Annotated in this window: 14 protein-coding genes; 6 read left to right on the top strand and 8 right to left on the bottom strand. The window is 70.1% G+C overall.

What is annotated here, in order from left to right; all coding sequences use genetic code 11:
* Positions 1-36: 36 nt before the first annotated feature.
* Entirely contained in the window at positions 37-3,105 is a 3,069-nt protein-coding gene (locus KOI35_RS28460) for a M4 family metallopeptidase (RefSeq protein ID WP_215791713.1), read from the top strand.
* A 110-nt stretch (positions 3,106-3,215) separates the two neighbouring features.
* The gene (locus KOI35_RS28455) at positions 3,216-3,734 is read left to right on the top strand and encodes a hypothetical protein (protein ID WP_215791712.1); all 519 of its coding nucleotides are present in this window, start codon (positions 3,216-3,218) and stop codon (positions 3,732-3,734) included.
* Positions 3,735-3,737: 3 nt separating this feature from the next.
* Here the strand turns inward: KOI35_RS28455 and KOI35_RS28450 are convergent, their stop codons facing one another.
* The 6 genes from KOI35_RS28450 to ahcY are packed head-to-tail and all read right to left on the bottom strand — an operon-like array spanning position 3,738 to position 10,702.
* Complete coding sequence (locus KOI35_RS28450; RefSeq protein ID WP_215791711.1) at positions 3,738-5,315, bottom strand: ABC transporter permease; 1,578 nt, start codon at positions 5,313-5,315, stop codon at positions 3,738-3,740.
* On the bottom strand, positions 5,312-6,205 hold the full coding sequence (locus KOI35_RS28445; protein WP_215791710.1) for an ABC transporter ATP-binding protein: 894 nt from the start codon (positions 6,203-6,205) through the stop codon (positions 5,312-5,314). The genes KOI35_RS28450 and KOI35_RS28445 overlap by 4 nt, the downstream gene beginning before the upstream one ends.
* Positions 6,202-6,807 carry a TetR/AcrR family transcriptional regulator gene (locus KOI35_RS28440; RefSeq protein ID WP_215791709.1) on the bottom strand — a complete coding sequence of 202 codons (606 nt, stop codon included), beginning with the start codon at positions 6,805-6,807 and terminating at the stop codon, positions 6,202-6,204. Before KOI35_RS28440 ends, KOI35_RS28445 begins: the two co-directional genes overlap by 4 nt.
* A gap of 37 nt (positions 6,808-6,844) precedes the next feature.
* Positions 6,845-7,450: a hypothetical protein gene (locus KOI35_RS28435; RefSeq protein WP_215791708.1), complete on the bottom strand. Its 606-nt coding sequence runs from the start codon at positions 7,448-7,450 to the stop codon at positions 6,845-6,847.
* A gap of 57 nt (positions 7,451-7,507) precedes the next feature.
* The gene (locus KOI35_RS28430; protein ID WP_215791707.1) at positions 7,508-9,172 is read right to left on the bottom strand and encodes a Na+/H+ antiporter; all 1,665 of its coding nucleotides are present in this window, start codon (positions 9,170-9,172) and stop codon (positions 7,508-7,510) included.
* A gap of 57 nt (positions 9,173-9,229) precedes the next feature.
* Positions 9,230-10,702 carry an adenosylhomocysteinase gene (ahcY, locus tag KOI35_RS28425; protein ID WP_215791706.1) on the bottom strand — a complete coding sequence of 491 codons (1,473 nt, stop codon included), beginning with the start codon at positions 10,700-10,702 and terminating at the stop codon, positions 9,230-9,232.
* Positions 10,703-10,872: 170 nt separating this feature from the next.
* On the opposite strand from ahcY, the gene KOI35_RS28420 reads away from it, so the two are divergent.
* From KOI35_RS28420 to KOI35_RS28405, 4 genes are all read left to right on the top strand, one after another.
* The gene (locus tag KOI35_RS28420) at positions 10,873-11,931 is read left to right on the top strand and encodes a hypothetical protein (protein ID WP_215791705.1); all 1,059 of its coding nucleotides are present in this window, start codon (positions 10,873-10,875) and stop codon (positions 11,929-11,931) included.
* A gap of 299 nt (positions 11,932-12,230) precedes the next feature.
* Positions 12,231-13,091 (top strand): LacI family DNA-binding transcriptional regulator, encoded by an 861-nt coding sequence (locus tag KOI35_RS28415; RefSeq protein ID WP_215791704.1) that lies wholly within the window; start codon positions 12,231-12,233, stop codon positions 13,089-13,091.
* 80 nt (positions 13,092-13,171) lie between these two features.
* A complete protein-coding gene (locus KOI35_RS28410) occupies positions 13,172-13,501 on the top strand; it encodes a YciI family protein (RefSeq protein WP_215791703.1) in 330 nt (109 codons plus the stop codon).
* Position 13,502: 1 nt separating this feature from the next.
* Positions 13,503-14,651, top strand: coding sequence for an RNA polymerase sigma factor (locus KOI35_RS28405; protein WP_215791702.1), 1,149 nt, complete (start codon positions 13,503-13,505; stop codon positions 14,649-14,651).
* Here the strand turns inward: KOI35_RS28405 and KOI35_RS28400 are convergent.
* Both KOI35_RS28400 and KOI35_RS49050 read right to left on the bottom strand, forming a co-directional pair.
* Positions 14,625-15,323: an SDR family NAD(P)-dependent oxidoreductase gene (locus KOI35_RS28400; protein WP_215791701.1), complete on the bottom strand. Its 699-nt coding sequence runs from the start codon at positions 15,321-15,323 to the stop codon at positions 14,625-14,627. The two genes, KOI35_RS28405 and KOI35_RS28400, sit on opposite strands and share 27 nt — an antisense overlap.
* Before the next feature lie 10 nt (positions 15,324-15,333).
* Positions 15,334-16,554 (bottom strand): EAL and HDOD domain-containing protein, encoded by a 1,221-nt coding sequence (locus KOI35_RS49050; protein ID WP_308121186.1) that lies wholly within the window; start codon positions 16,552-16,554, stop codon positions 15,334-15,336.
* Positions 16,555-16,561 lie beyond the last annotated feature (7 nt).

Raw genomic sequence — 16,561 nt, 5'->3', positions numbered from 1 at the left:
ATTTCACCGTCATCAATATCGACGGGGGATGTGGAAATGACGGTCTGGCGAAGCCATGCCCGGGGATTGGTTGCCACCGTTGCGGCGGCGGCGCTGATCGGCGCGGGGGCGGCCGTGGCCTTCTCCTCTCCCGACGAACCTTCGGGCACGCTGTCCGTCTCCCGGAGATCCCCGCAGGCGCCGGCCTCCCGGCCGACACCGGCTCCGGCCGCGAAGCCGGTCGAGGCCGGTCGCTCGACGCCGCCGGCCGCCAAGCCCGCCTATGTCGAGGCCGCGCGCCGCGTCGTCCAGGCCAACCGCACGGCGGTGTACGCCTCGGCCGGCGAGAAATACCAGGCCAAAGACATCGTGGTGGACAAGGACGGCGCTCGCCACGTCCGGTTCCAGCGCACCTGGCACGGCCTGGCCGTGCTCGGCGGCGACTTCGTCGTGCACACCGCGGGCGCGTCCACTCTGGCCGGTGTGAGCGTCGCCCAGCGGACCGCGATCGACGTCGCGCGCACGCCGTCCGTCAGCAAGAAGGTCGCGCTGGCCAAGGCCGGGACGAAGCCGGCCACCGCCCGGCTGGTCGTCGACGCCTTCACGGGCGAGCCGGCGCTGGCCTGGGAGGTGACCGTCGACCGTCGTGACGTGATCGTCGTCGACGCGACCACCGGGGCCGTGCGGCGCGAATACTCCCTGCTGCAGGCGGCCGACGCCGGGCGGGGGCACGGCGTGCAGACTGGTGAGGTTGCGATCGGCACGACGCGTACGGGGGAAGGCTCGTTTGAACTGATCGACGCCGCCCGCGGAGGCAACACCACGCGGGACGGACGGAACAACCTGGTCCCGACGCAGCAGAACTCGGTGGCGTTCACCGACGCCGACGACGTGTGGGGCGACGGGACGATCGCCGACCGCGCGTCCGCGGCGGTCGACGCCCACTACGGCATGGCCCGCACCTGGGACTACTTCGCCGACACGTTCGGGCGCGAGGGCGTGGCGGGCGACGGCAAGGGCGTCGTCGCGTACGTCCACTCCGGCGTGAACGAGCCGGTCGCGTACTGGAGCGAGTATTGCCGCTGTCTCAGCCTGGGTGACGGTTTCGCGGCCTCGCCCGACAAGCCCTTCACGACGATCGACCTCGTCGCGCACGAGCTGACCCACGGCCTGACGTCCCGCTCGGCGGGCCTGGTCTACACCGGTGAATCGGGCGCGCTCAACGAGGCCACCAGCGACATCTTCGGCACGCTGGTCGAGTTCGCGGCGGCCAATCCGGCCGACGAGCCCGACTACACGATCGCCGAGAAGGTCATGCCGACCGGCTATCTGCGCACGATGGACGAGCCCAGCCGCGACGGCCGGTCGGTGTCCTGCTGGACTGCCGACACCAGGAACGCCAACGTCCACGACGCGTCGGGCGTCGGCAACAAGTTCTTCTACAACCTCGCCGTCGGCAGCGGCACGACCCAGTGGGGGAGCAGCACCCCCTGCAACGGCGCGGCCCCGGTCACCGGCATCGGCAACGACGCGGCGGGCGCGATCTGGTACCGCGCGCTGACCGCATACATGGTGTCGAACACCAACTACGCCGGCGCCCGCGAGGCGACGCTGCGGGCGGCGGCCGACCTCTACGGCACCGGCAGCACCGAGCGGGCCGCGGTGCAGGCGGCGTGGCTCGCGGCGGGCGTCGACGGCTCCGACAGCGTGCCGACCCCGCCGAACGCGCCGGTCATCGACCCCTTCGAGCCGGCCGACGCGCACGTCGGCCGCGCCGTCGAAGCGCGGATCACCGCCCGCGATCCGCAGCGGCAGACGATCACCTGGACGGCGACCAACCTGCCGGCCGGCCTCACCATCAGCCCGGCCGGCGTGATCAGCGGTGTGCCGACGGTCAAGGACTTCTACCCGGTCGACCTGGTCGCCACCGACCCGGACGGCAACAGCACCACCAAGCGCGTGTCCTGGCTGGTCAAGGGACCACCGGAGTTGCTCGGTGACGCGCCCGGCGCGCAGAGGCTGAACGTGGGGAAGGAGTACTCCCTCGATCTGACCTTCGTGGACGGCGGTGACTTCCTGAGCGACAGCCCCGCCGTGATGACCGTGGCCACCTCCGGCGTGCCCGAGGGGCTGACCGCCACCTCCGCCCCGAACGGAAACTGGGTCACGACGAAGGTGCGCGGCACCCCGGCGGCGCCCGGCACCGGCACGATGGTCTTCACCGTCACCGACCCGGACGGCGACAAGCTGACGGTTCCGGTGGCGTGGACCGTGGAACCGCCGGCCCCACCGGCGATGCCCGTGGGTGCCTTCGTCACCGGTGGGAACGGCACGGCCACGGTGAACTGGGACGACCCGTACCCGCCGGATGGCACGCCGGTGACCGGTTACGTCGTCCGCGTCTCGCCGGGCACCTCGCAGACCCTGCCCGCGTCGGCCCGCTCGGCCACGCTGACCGGGCTCGACGTCACCAAGGCGTACGTGATCGGGCTGCGGGCGACCAGCGCCAACGGCGACGGTCCGGAGAAGGTCATGTCGATCGTCCCGACCGAGCTGCCGTACCAGCCGCTGTCGCTGATCGCCGGCTACGCGAACCCGGTGACGTTCACCGGCCAGATCGTGCGCCAGGGCACCGGGCTGATCCTGGGTGCCGAGGCGTTCCTCGAGCAGAAACCGGCCGGCGCCACCACATGGTCCCGGGTCGGCCCGGTGAAGACCGACATCTCCGGCACTTGGACCCGCACGGTCAACCCGACGGTGAACACGCAGTACCGCGTGGTCTTCCCGGCCGGCGCCGAACGGATGTGGCCGGCCACCTCGGCCATCGCGACCATCACCGTGCGCTACGCGGTCACGGTCACGCCAAGCACCACAACCACCACGGCAAACACGCCGGTCACCTTCAAGGGCACCATCCGCCCGGCGACACCCGGCGTGGTCGCCTACCTTCAGCGCCTGACCGACGGCGAGTGGGTCACGATCCAGAGCACCCCGAACACAGCGGGCGGCGCCTACACGATCAGCCGCGGCTTCCCCCGAGGCACATGGAGCCTGCGCATGTACGCCAGCGGCGGAGGCACCAACGGTTACGGCTTCACCTCAGCCATCCGCCTAACCGTGAACTAGGCAGACAACACCTTCGACGAGGTTGGGGAAGGCAGATTTCACCGCGACCATCCCGGCGCGCACGACCGAGCGCCCAACGAGTGGCGTCCGGAAGCGCCGCTGTGCGGGCCGTGGCGGAGCGCCTCGAAGCGGTCGACTGGGAGCGCCACGGGGACAAGGCCTGGTCGAAGGCCGCGCTGCTGAAGGAGTACTTCCGGCGGGCCGCGTTGTGGGCCGAGGCCTACGGGTGTGACAGTCACGTTCCGTTCTTTGACATCGCGGCGTGCGTCGACCCTGACGTTCGCGCCGATCAGGACGTTGTGGACGACGTTGTCGCGAAGGTGTCGCCCGGCGGTCGGACCGTCGTTCGGATCGTGCCGTACATCCTGCACTGGGCCGCCCTCGGGGCTCGGCCGGACATCGATCTGCCCGATCCGTACGAGCCGCTGCTTCTGCTCTTTGAACGGGACGGCGGGTTCCACACCGAGCACGGCGAGGTCAACCTCGAGTACAAGTCGGTGCGTATGGCCGGATGGCGTGACCGGGCCGGTGATCCGCCCATGGTGAGCTTTGCCGACGCCGACCTGGACGAGATCGACCAGGCCGGGTCCGTGGCGCAGTTCGGCTATGTCATCGGGCCGGAAACCTAATAGTCAGTCGGGAATGTTGCGCCGCCGCAGGGCGGCGATGCCCACCGCGGTGAGGACGGCCGCCACGAGCGTCAGGGTTACCAACGGTAGGGCGGTCAGGTCGCCGCCCGGCAGTTTCGGGGTGTGGGTGAACGGTGAGATGTCGAGGAACCACTGGCTGAGCTGCAGCGTCGAGCCGACCAGCAGGATCAGCAGGCAGATCGCGGGGGCGGCCCAGGCCAGCCCGGAGAGCTTGGGCACCAGGCCGAAAGCCAGCACGGCGAGACCGGCCAGCACCCACACCGCGGGCAACTGCACCAGGACGCCGCCGAGGATCTCGCCCAGGTTGCCCTGGGGGTAGGTCACGCCGACGGCCAAGCCCTCGGCGGCGAGCACCACGGCCGGGCCCAGCAGGGCGAAGAACAGGTGGGAGCCGGCCCACGCATAGCGGGACGCGGCCGTGCTCAGAATCATCTCGGCGTGGCCGGTCGTCTCCTCGTCGCGTAGCCGCAGCGCGGCCTGCACGGCGTAGCAGGCGGCGATCAGCCCGACGATGGCCGCGATGCCCGCGAAATAGCTGTCGGCCAGCGCGTCCGAGCCGCCGAGGCGGTTGAAGATGTCGCTCAGTTCCTGGTTGCCGGCCGCGATGTCGAGCACGCTGCCGCCGACCCCACCGAAGATCAGTCCGAGCAGGACGAAGCCGGCCGTCCAGCTCAGCAGCAGCCCGCGGTGGAGGCGCCAGGCCAGGCCGAACGGCGAACCGAGCGACCGTGGGGCCGAGGCCGGGCCGAGCCGGGCCGGGGCCAGACCGCTCCCGAAATCGCGCCGGGCCAGCAGGACCGCGGCGAGCCCGGCCAGCGCAGCCGTGAACGCCAGTGCCAATAGTGCAGGCCACCAGCTGTTCACGCCGTACGGGAAAAGATGTTGAACCCACCCGATCGGCGAGAGCCAGCTCAGCCACGAGGTCGAGCCGTCACCGATGGCCGACGTGTCGCCGCCGACCCGCAGCGCGAAGGCCACCGCCAGCACGGCCAAGGCGATCGAGCGCGCACCGCGGGCCCCGCTGGTGAGCTGCGCGGTGATCGCGGCGACGCCCGCGAAGACGAAGACGGTCAGGATCATCTCGGCGCCGAAGGCCAGCGACCCCTCGACCGGCAGACCCTGGCCGACCATCGCCGCCGTCTGCACCACACCGAGCAGCACTCCGCCCGCGCAGGTGGTGATGACGGCCGCCGCGAGCTGGGCGTAGCGACCGACCGCGGCCGCGCCGATCAGCTCGGTGCGGCCCGCGTCCTCGTCGGCGCGGGTGTGTCGCACGACGGTCAGCAGGGCACAGATCGCCGCGATGACCGGCAGGAACCCGGCCCGCCAAGCCACCAGCTCGCCGAGCGACGAGCCGTGCAGCGGGCCATAGAGCGTGACGAAGCCGGCGTTGCTCGCGCTGACGGTGGCGTAGTCGATGCGCTCGGCGTCCGTCGGGAACAGGCTCTCGAACGAGGCGACGTAGCCGGCCGGGACGAGCCCGAGCAGCACCGCCCACAGCGGCAGGATGATGCGGTCGCGCCGGAGGATCAGGCGGATGATCTGGCCGGTGCCGGTCATCGCTCGTCCTTCTGATATTGCCGCAGGAACAGTTCCTCGAGCGACGGCGGCTGGCTGACCAGGCTCCGCACGCCGACCTTGACCAGCGACTGCAGGGCCGGTTCGAGGGCCTCGGTGTCGACGTCGAAGCGCACCCGGTCGTGGTCGAGCTGGAAGTCGTGCACGCCGGCCAGAGTGGCCAGCCCGTCCGGTGGCCCGGCCAGTTCGGCCTGGATCGTGGTGCGGGTCAGGTGGCGCATGTCGGCCAGCGTGCCGGTCTCGATCGTCCGGCCGTCCCGGATGATCGTGAGCCGGTCGCACAGCACCTCGACCTCGCTCAGGATGTGGCTCGACAACAGGACCGTACGGTCGCCGCGCCTTTTCTCCTCTGCGATGACCTCGCGGAACACCTCTTCCATGAGCGGGTCGAGTCCCGAGGTCGGCTCGTCGAGGATGAGCAGCTCCACATCGGAGGACAGCGCCGCGACCAGGCCGACCTTCTGCCGGTTGCCCTTGGAATAGGTGCGGCCCTTCTTACGCGGGTCGAGCTGGAACCGCTCCAGCAGGTCGGCCTTACGCCGCGCGTCGAACCCGCCGCGCAGCCGGCCCAGCAGGTCGATCACCTCGCCACCGGTCAGGTTGGGCCAGAGGGTGACGTCGCCCGGCACGTAGGCGAGACGGCGGTGCAACGCGGTCGCGTCGCTCCACGGGTCGCCGCCGAGCAGTCGTACGTCGCCACCGCTCGAGCGCATCAGGCCGAGCAGGATGCGGATGGCGGTGGTCTTGCCGGCCCCGTTGGGCCCGAGGAATCCGTGCACCTCGCCCGTCTCGACATGCAGGTCGAGCCCGTCGAGGGCGGTGACCTTGCCGAACCGTTTGACGAGCCCCGCGGCAGTGATGGCCTCGGTCATGATGCGTCCTCTCCGGCGGTCAGCCGGTCCACAGCGGCCTGCGCGTGCAGGGCCTGCTCAGGGGTGATGAGGGGCTGGGAGAAGATCTGGAGCGAGGCCCGGAGCATGCGGCCCCAGCCCTCCGGTTCGGTGACGTCGGTGCCGAGAGCCCGAGACATGAGGTCACGCATGGTGAACATCGACATCTTCATGACGGCGAGCACGGCGATGAACGCCTGGGGGTCGTCGACCTTGAGCTCGGTGGACTCGAGCCACTCCTCGCCATAGGTGAGCATGCGGCTGAAGAGGGCCGCGCCGGTCGGCGTGCCGTCCATGATGGAGCGGATGAGATAGCGCTGGAGCAGCTGGACCTGGGGAGTGAGGCCGTCGAGGGTGTTGAACTCGGTGAATTGGCCGCCGATTTTGGTGACCTCGTTGAGCGCCCACTCGTCGCAGGCGTCGCGCAGGCCCTCCTTGGAGCCGAAATGGTGACGCAGCAGGCCGGATGACACGTCGGCCTGCTGCGCGATGTCACGGATCGTAGCGCTGTCGACGCCACGCTCCGCGAAGAGCTGGATGGCGGCATCACGGATGCGCGCCCTGGCGGTCAGATCGCTACTCACGTGTGTAGCTTACTACACGCGTGTGTAGCCAGTGTGCCTACTTTTTGGCCTTGAGAGTGGTGCGGGCTTCCTTTGCGGCCGTACGGATCGGCTCGAGCTGCTTCTTGATGGCGGCGGCGTCGGGGCCGGGCTTGATGGCCAGCAGCTTGTCGACCTGGCCGTTCAGCGACTTCGTGACGTCGTCCGCGCCCAGCTTGTCGGCCGCGGCCAGCTCGGTGTCGATCGCGGTGGCCAGGCGCACCTTGGGGCCGGTCAGGATGAAGACGCGGAAGTCCACGACCACGCTGCGGGCCACGTCCTTGCCGGTCTTGTCGCGCAGCGCGGTCAGGTCCTTGGTCTGCTGCGCGATCAGCTCGGTCAGGGCCTTCTTGTGGGCCGGCTGCAGGTGGTCGGCCCGGTCGACCGTCGCCTGGAACTTCTTGAGCGCGGCCAGCCGCTTGTCGACCCGCTCCGCGACGGACTTCTTCGAGCCCTCGGCCTTGAGATCGTCGGCGATGTCGGCCGCTTTGTCCTGGGCGTTCATCTGCTGGTCGGCCGAGACCAGCAGGGTGTCGACGGCCTGTCCGACGGCCGGCTGGGCGGCGCACGCCCCGCCGGCGAGCAGGACACCGGTCAGCAGCAGGGGAGCGAGAATTCGTCTCATGCCGCTGAGCGTCCCGGCCGCCGGTCAGGGGAATGCGAGCCGTTTGTAAGAGTTGTGTCAGGCCTTCGAGGCGCGGTCGGGGAGCATCCGCTCCTCGAAGTCCAGTTCCCGTTCGAGGATCCGCAGACCCTCGTCGTTGAGGCTGCCCATGTCGCGCCAGCGCAGCAGCTCCTCGCGCTGCGCCTCGATCACCTTGCGCCGCACCATCAGCGCCGCCTCGTACTGCGGCGACACCGGCACCTGGTCCGACTCGGCCTTCTCGAGCATGTCGAGCCGCCGGCGGTACCGCTCGAGCCGCACCTCCAACTGCTTGCGCTGGTGCTCGATGGCGACGTCCTCGACGTGGTCGTGCTTCTCTTCCTGGATCTCGTCGAGCCGGTCGAGCGCGGCCTGCACCGACGCCGACCGGGCCTCGTTGCGCTCCCGGGCCTCGTCGGCCTTGTTGGCCCGCAGGCCCAGCCACTGCACCAGCGGGGCGAAGGTCAGGCCCTGGCCGAGCAGCGTCACCAGCACCACCACGAAGGCGCAGAAATGCAGCAGGTCGCGGTTGGGCACCGACTCGGGCAGCGTGAAGATGGCCGCCAGGCTGATCACGCCGCGGGTGCCGGCCCAGCTCAGCGCGGTCACCTCTTTGCCGGTGAGCGCCTTCTCGCGGATCCGGGCGACGCGAACCGGGTCGACCGCGTCGGACTCGGCCATCGCGACCGGCTCGCCGCCGAGGCGCATGTGCAGCGACTGCGGCAGCAACTGGGTGAGGATCAGCCAGAGCGGGCGCAGCAGCAGCGTCACCCCGACCGTCACCCCCACCGCGATGACCACGGTCGACACCGAGTATTCGCTCAGGCCCTCGACCACGGTCGGCAACTGCTGGCCGATCAGCAGGAAGACCAGGCCCTCGAGCAGGAAATCGACCAGCCGCCAGACCGCGCTGGTCTGCAACCGGCTGGCCGCCTCGCTGTGCCGGGACGAGTCGTGGCCGATGATCAGGCCGGCGATCACGACGGCCAGCACGCCCGAGGTGTGCACCGACTCGGCCAGCACGTACGCCGCCAGGGGCACAGCCAGCGAGATCGCGTTCGCGGTCAGCGGGTCGCGGCGCAGCCGGCGCAGATAGCGGACGACGAAGGCGACCACGATGCCGGCGACCACACCGCCCGCCGCCTTGATGAAGAACTCGAGCGTCGCGGCCGGGAACGAGAACCCGTCCCCGGTGCTGGCCGCGATCGCCACGGTGAGGATGGTCAGCGCGGTCGCGTCGTTGAGCAGGCCCTCGCCCTGGATCAGGGTGATCAGCTTGGGCGGCAGGCCGGCCCGGCGGCCCACGGCGAGCGCGGCGACCGGGTCGGGCGGGGCCACCGCGGCGCCGAGCGCGATGCCCGCCGCGAGCGTCGCACCGCCCACCCACCAGCTGATGCCGAACCCGATGAGCAGCGCGGTCGCCAGCACCAGAAGCACGGAGAGGCTGACGACCGTACGCATGTGACGCCGGATGTCGAGCAGTGACGCGTCCAGCGCCGCGCTGTAGAGCAGGGGCGGGATGACGTACGTCATGATCAGCTCGGGTTCGAGCTCGACGTTGGGGCCGGGGAGCACGGCGTACGTGATGCCCACGATGGTGAGCAGCGCCGCGGCCGGCAGCCCGGTCTTCTCGGCGATCGTCCGGACCACCACGATCACGGCGACGGCGGCCAGAATGAAGAGCAGGGTTTCCTCGACGTGCACGTTATCTATCTTTCCCCGCCCGGCCCCGCCGATGAGGCCGGGCGGGGAAAGCAGTTGTCAGTAGCGGTAGTGCTCGGGCTTGTACGGGCCCTCGATGTCGACGCCGAGGTACTCCGCCTGCTTCTTGGTGAGCGTGGTGAGGCGGACGCCCAGAGCGTCGAGGTGCAACCGGGCTACCTTCTCATCCAGATGTTTCGGGAGAACGAACACCTGCTTCTCGTACTCGCCGGGCTTGGTCCAGAGTTCGATCTGAGCCATGACCTGGTTGGTGAACGAGTTCGACATCACGAAGCTGGGGTGGCCGGTGGCGTTCCCCAGGTTCATCAGACGACCCTCGGACAACACGATAACCGAGTGACCGTCGGGGAAGCGCCACTCGTGGACCTGCGGCTTGATCTCAACCTTCTCGATGCCCGGGACCTTGGCCAGCCCGGCCATGTCGATCTCGTCGTCGAAGTGGCCGACGTTGCCGACGATCGCGTTGTGCTTCATCGCCGTCAGGTGCTGGGCGGTGATGATGTCGGTGCCACCGGTGGTGGTGATGAAGATGTCACCCTGGGCCACGACGTCTTCGAGGGTGGCCACCTGCATGCCGTCCATCGACGCCTGCAGCGCGCAGATCGGGTCGATCTCGGTGACCACGACACGGGCACCCTGGCCGCGCAGCGTCTCGGCCGCGCCCTTGCCGACGTCGCCGTAACCGCAGACCACGGCCAGCTTGCCGCCCAGCATCACGTCGGTGGCCCGGTTGAGGCCGTCGACCAGCGAGTGGCGGATGCCGTACTTGTTGTCGAACTTGCTCTTGGTGACCGCGTCGTTGACGTTGATCGCCGGGAAGAGCAGCGTGCCTTCCTTGGCCAGCTTGTAGAGCCGGGCCACACCGGTCGTCGTCTCCTCGGTCACACCGCGGACGTCGGCCGCGATGCGGGTGAACCGCTGCGGGTCTTCGGCCAGGCTGGTGCGCAGCGTCTCGAGGATGATCCGGTATTCGTGGTTGTCGTCCTCGGTGGCCTGCGGAACCGCGCCGGCCGCCTCGAACTCGACACCCTTGTGCACGAGCAGGGTGGCGTCGCCGCCGTCGTCGAGGATCATGTTGGGGCCGAGGCCGTCACCGAAGTCGAACAGCTGGGTGGTCGCCCACCAGTACTCCTCGAGCGTCTCGCCCTTCCAGGCGAAGACCGGGACGCCGGTCGGCTTGTCGACCGTGCCGGAGCCGACGACGACCGCGGCGGCCGCCTCGTCCTGCGTCGAGAAGATGTTGCAGGACACCCAGCGGACCTGCGCGCCCAGCGCGACCAGGGTCTCGATGAGGACGGCGGTCTGCACGGTCATGTGCAGCGAGCCGGCGATGCGGGCGCCGGTCAGCGGCTTGCTGGTGCCGAACTCTTCGCGCAGCGACATCAGGCCCGGCATCTCGTGCTCGGCGAGACGCAGCTGGTGCCGGCCGGCCTCGGCCAGCGAGATGTCAGCAACCGCGAAATCGACCCCGTTGGCAGAGGTCAGACGGCTTTTGACAAGATCGGTACTCACGCGAGGGCTCCTCCCTCTCAGGAGGCGCCCTTGGAGTCAACAACCCGTGCCGAGCGTGGCGGAGACCGGCGAAAAACCGATTCCGTCGCAGCGCCTCTCGACGCGGGCAGGTATTACCTTAGCCTTTCCTTTCGCAGCATCCGAATCCCCTTAGAGGAACCTGCCCCGGCATGAGGCTCCGCACCCAGCTCACGGTGATCGTCACCGCCCTCGTCGCGCTCGTGGTCGCGCTGGCCGGGCTGGTCATCGTGCTCCGCATCGACCACCGGGACCGCGACGACCTCGACCGGGTGCTGGCCGCCCGCGCCGAGCAGGTCCGCACCGCGGCGACGAAGAACGGCTCGCTGCCGACCGACGGCTCGTTCGCGATCCGGCTGATCCAGGACGGCGAGATGCTCAAGCAGGTCGGATCGTCGGCCGGCTTCCCGATGCCGGCGAAAGACGGCTACTCGACGGTCAGCTCGGGCGACGACGACTGGCGCAGCTACGCCGAGACCCTGCCGACCGGCGCCCAGATGCAGATCCTGGTGAGCCTGGACGCCCTGAAGGAGCAGCACACCGATAACGTGCTGATCGTGGATCTGCTGGTGCTGCTCGCCGCCGTGCTGAGTGCGGCCGGGGTCTGGTTCGCGACCGGTCTCGTGATGAGGCCGTTCCAGCGGCTGCTTACGGCCGCCCGCGACCTCGACCCGGCCGACCCTGATCAGAGCCTGCCCGAGGTGAAGAGCCCGCGTGAGGTGGCCGAGCTGACCGACACGCTCAACGGGTTGCTGGCCCGGGCCCGTGGCGTCCCGGCCGCCACGGCTGTGGCCGCTCCGACAGTGGAGATGCGGGCCGTCGACCGTAAGCCTGCGGTCTCCGATGAGCCCGTTGGTGACGCCGATGCCGCCGCTGCGGCTCATGAGGGTGAGCTCGCCGCTCGCGAGGCCGAGCTCGCGGTGCAAAAGGCGGAACTCGCCGCACGTGAGGCCGAGCTGACCGCACGCGAGGCGGAGCTGGCCGCTGAACCCGCTCGGCCGGCTGAACCCGCGCCCCAGGTCGCGCCCGAGCCCGTCCCAGCGGTCGCCCTCCCGTCCGCCGAGCTGCGTCCGAGCCTGGCCGACCTGGGCTTCCAGCTCGACCAGCTGATGGACAACCCGGAGATGCCGGCCACCCAGCGCCACCTCATCCTGGCCCTGATGGCCGACGAGCACCGCCGCATGACCGCGCTGCTCAACGGTGACGCGTGACCAGTCGCGCAATGGGCTGACCACACATCAAAGTCCTTCCATAGACCCTCAGAAACCCCTCATCCTGTACGGGTGAGGGGTTCGAAGCCTCACGACGCTAGCGCCCCACCCACAACGGCGCCGCGCCCTGTGGATAACTCGCTCGCCCCTGTGGATAACCGTGTTCCGTGCGCTTGACAAGTCCCCTAACCTCCTCCCATTCCCCGGGTGGCCGGGGGAGGCGGAGGGTCTACGCGTACACGTGCGGGCGCGCGAGGGCCCGCGCTACGCGCGGCAACCGGTCGAGGAAGGGGAGGGGCGTGAAGCACCGAGTCCGCGAGATCGCCGCCCAGGCCGGCCTCAGCCAAGCCACCGTCGACCGGGTTCTGCACGAGCGTGGCGGCGTACGGGAAAGCACCGTCCGTGAGGTCCACCAGGCCATCGCTGCCCTGGATCGGCAGTCGCCGGGTCGCACCTGGTCGATCGACCTTGTCGTGCACGAACCGGAGCGAGCCGAGGCCGCCCTGCGGGCCGAGTTGCCGGGGCTGCGTCCGGCCGTGATCCGGCCCCGCTTCCACGCGGCTGATGACCCGCTCGCCGCGGTGGCCCGCATTGCCCGGTCTCGGTCGCACGGGCTCGTGCTGCAGGCCGCGCCGAGCCCGGAGCTGGCCGAGGCGGTCGCGCATCTGAAGATCCCGGTGGTCGCGCTCGACCGGGGGGAAGCGGGCGCCACCGCCGCCTACCTGGTCGAGCAGTGGCTGGCCGACCGGGCGGGCGACGTCCTGATCGTGGCCGCCGGGGACAATGGCCGGACCGGGAGCTTCCGGAGCGAGCTGGCCGCGCGTGCACCCAACCGGCGTGTTCTGGTGATCGAGCCCGACGGCGTGAAGCAACTGCTGGCCGACAGCCCGTCGGTGCGAGCCGTTTATGACGCGGGTAGCGGGCAGACCGCGTACGTGGTGAACGCCTTTGCCGAAGCCCGACGCAACTATGACGTTTTTGTGGCGCACGAGCTGGACGACGAAACCATCGAGTTGCTGCGCGCCGGGCGTCTATCCGCCGTGCTGCATCATGATCTGCGGGCGGACCTGCGGACGGCCTGCCGGACAATCGTGCAGCCGAGCCGCGCGGAGGAGTCCTCGGTGGTGCAGGTGATCACGCCGCTGAACATGCCCGGATAAAAATCCGGAAGAGCTGTCCGGATCGGTGGTTCGCCGTTCGTCACCCTGGTGACAAGGTCGGAACGGAAGAGGAGACAGCCGTGAAGTACATGATGTTCGTCTGCAGCGACCCCGAGCCCGAGACCGACGACTCCCGCGTGCCCGACATCGAGGTGTGGGTGGCCGAGAACGACGCCGCCGGTCGCCGAATCATGGGGGACGTGCTCGCTCCGCCGAGTGCGGCCACGACCGTACGGGTGCGGGGTGGCGAGACGATGCTGACCGACGGGCCGTTCACCGAGACGAAAGAGGTGATCGTGGGCTTCGACATCCTGGAGTGCGCCGACCTCGACGAGGCGATCGCGGTCGCCGCCGCGCATCCGATGGCGTACGGGGGCCGGATCGAGCTGCGGCCGTTCGCCAACCTCTGAGATGGACGCCGTCGCGCGGGCCCACGAGGAGCACTGGGGACGGCTCGTCGCCACCCTGATCCGGGTGACGGGGGACTGGACGCTGGCCGAGGACTGCGCGCAGGACGCGCTCGCCGTCGCGCTCGAGCGGTGGCCGCGCGACGGGGTGCCGGACAATCCGGGCGGCTGGCTGATGACGGTCGCCCGGAACCGGGCCATCGACGTCATGCGCCGGGCCGCCGTCGAGGAGCGGAAGCTGCGGGAGGCCGCCATGATCGAACCGGCTCCACCCGAGGAGGACGACCGCCTGCGGTTGATCTTCACGTGCTGCCATCCGGCGCTGGCCCTGGAGGCCCGGGTCGCGCTCACTCTGCGTACGGTGGCCGGCGTCCCCACGGCCGACATCGCCCGCGTCTTCCTGGTCAGTGAGTCGGCGATGACCCGGCGGATCACCCGGGCCAAGTCCAAGATCTCGGCGGCCCGCATTCCGTACCGGGTGCCCGAGGGTGACGCGCTCGGCGAGCGGCTGCCGGGCGTGCTGGCGGTGCTCTATCTGCTGTTCACGCGCGGGTACGACGGGGAGCCGGTCTTGGCCGAGGAGGCCATCCGCCTGGCCCGGCTGCTGAGCGAGCTGATGCCGGGCGAGTCCGAGGTGTCGTCGCTGCTGGCGTTGTTCCTGTTGCAGCATTCGCGGCGGCATGCCCGGCGCGATGCCGCGGGCGAGCTGGTGACGCTGGACCGGCAGGACCGCGCGCTCTGGGACCGGCCGGCGATCGCCGAGGCGCTCGAGATCCTGCTGCGGACACCGGTCGAGGGCCCGTACGCCTTGCACGCGCGCATCGCCGCCTGTCATGCGACCGAGGGCGAGACCGATTGGGGGTCGATCGCGCTCTGGTACGACGAGCTGGCACGCGTGCAGCCCACCGACGTCGTGCAGCTGAATCGGGCCGTGACGCACGGGTATGCGTACGGGGCGAAAGCTGGATTGGAGCTGCTTGAGACGATAAATCTGGACAGACAGGTCTACCCGCTGGTGATCGCGGTGGAGGCCGATCTCACCGCCCGCGCCGGCGAACCCGAGAAAGCCAGAGCCCTCTTCTACGAGGCCGCGGCGGCGACACCGGACGGCATCGAGAGGCGAGCTTTACGGAAGAGAGCCGACGAGCTCTAGCACCGTCCCGCCGGTGCCGGCCCGCAAAAGCCCGAGCGCGGCCGCCACGACCTTGGAGGGCGGAATCAGCGGGGATGCCTGGGCGCGTTCATCCGGCGACATCGCGGCCAGCTCGGCGTGCGCCCGCTCGAGCCCGATCCAGTTCGGCACCAGGCACATGACCCGGGTGCCGCCGATCCGGCCGGGGTCGCCCAGCGTCGTCGTGAAGCGGACCAGCCCGGCCTTGGCCGCACCGTATTCGGGGGAGCCGTAGGGGGAGTCCTCGACCCCGGCCGACGAGGCGATGTTGAGGATCGCGCCGCCCCCGACGCGGGCCATCGGCTCCAGCGCGAGCTGGGTCAGGTGCATCGGGGCCCGCAGGTTGAGGTCGAGCGTTCCCGACCAGGCCTCGTAGGGCGCCGCCGGAAACTGATCACCGGGGGTCCAGCCGCCGGCGTTGTTGATCAGCACGTGTGGGCCGCCCAGGTCGACGGCCGCCGCGATCAGGTCGGCGGCGGCCGAAGGCGACGTGACGTCGCAGCGGAAGGCCGTGCCGCCGATCTGCGCCGCGGTCGAGGTGGCCGCCGAAAGGTCGATGTCGGCGGCGATCACGTGAGCGCCGTCCTCGGCGAGCCCCACGGCGAGATGACGGCCGAGCCCGGAACCCGCGCCGGTGACGATGGCGACATCCATCAGCGAAACCCTACGCGGCGGCCAGCCGGTTCGAGGCGTCCAAGGCCCGGGTCGACCAGCGCACCGCGTCCATGTACTGCGGGGCCAGGTCGAAGGTGCCCAGCTCACCCCGCTCGTACGAGTCGACCGCGGCCAGCGCCTGCCCGAGCCGCCCGCTGCCGGTGGTGAGCGCGGCCGCGACCGCCGGGGCCAGCGGGAACTGGTCGGACATCTCGGCCGGGGAGATGCCCAGCAGGCCGGCCACCCCGGTGATCACGCCGGCCATGAACGCCGCGTCGGGGGCGGCCCCGAACCAGGGCGCCACGTTCTCGCAGAGCCGGGCCCGGGTCAGCACCCCGAGCATGTGTTCCTCGGCCGGCCCACCGACGTCGTCCAGCACCATCAGCATCGCCCACTGCCGGATGTGCTTGAGACCGACCATCACCACGGCCTGGCGTACGGAGGAAACGCGGTTGGCATGCCCGGCGGCGACCGAGTTGCTGGCCCGGAGCACGCGCAGCGACAGCGCGGGATCGCTCGCGATGATCTCGACGATGCGGGGCATGTCGGCGTCGGGGGCGCTGAGCGCGGTGACCAGTTCGAGCCTGCGCAGGCGGGACGGGGACAGGCTGGCCACGGTCAGCACCTGGGGGCGGCTCAGGGCGTACCCCTGCCGCAACTCCATGCCGTAACGCTCGGCGATCGCGAGCTGTTCGTCGGTCTCGAGGCGCTCGGCCACGATCTGGATGTTGGGGTGCTGCCGGACGGCGGCGACCACCTCGTCGAGGTGCGTGAGGTCACCGTCGAGCAGATCGAGTTTCACGTACGAGGCCAGCTCGAACAGCCGCTCCTGCCCGGCCCCCCAGACGAAGTCGTCGAGGGCGATCCGGTAGCCGGCCTCGGCGAGCCGGGTGATCCCGGCGACGACCTCGTCGTCCATCTCGACCGTCTCGAGCACCTCGAGCACCACCTGTGACGGGCCGAACGGCAGCGGCAGTTCGCCGGACAGGAACTCGCGGGTCAGGTTGATGAAGCAGAGCCGATCGCCCGCGACCTCGCGGATGCCGAACTCCGTGAACGCGTTGATCATGACGGTGCTGGTCGCGTACGTGTCCTGGCGGCCGGCCGCGACCGCCTCCATGCTGCCGCGGAAGAGCAGCTCGTAAGCGACGACGTCACCCTGTGCATCGAAGATCGGCTGGCGCCCGACGTGCACGAGCTTGGTGCCGTCCGCGGACTCCGATGGTTTCACGCGCTTT

The organism is Paractinoplanes bogorensis, from assembly GCF_018829635.1.
GTDB lineage: Bacteria > Actinomycetota > Actinomycetes > Mycobacteriales > Micromonosporaceae > Actinoplanes > Actinoplanes bogorensis.
Note: the sequence above shows the minus strand (reverse complement) of the source record. Positions and strands in the feature narration are given on the sequence as shown.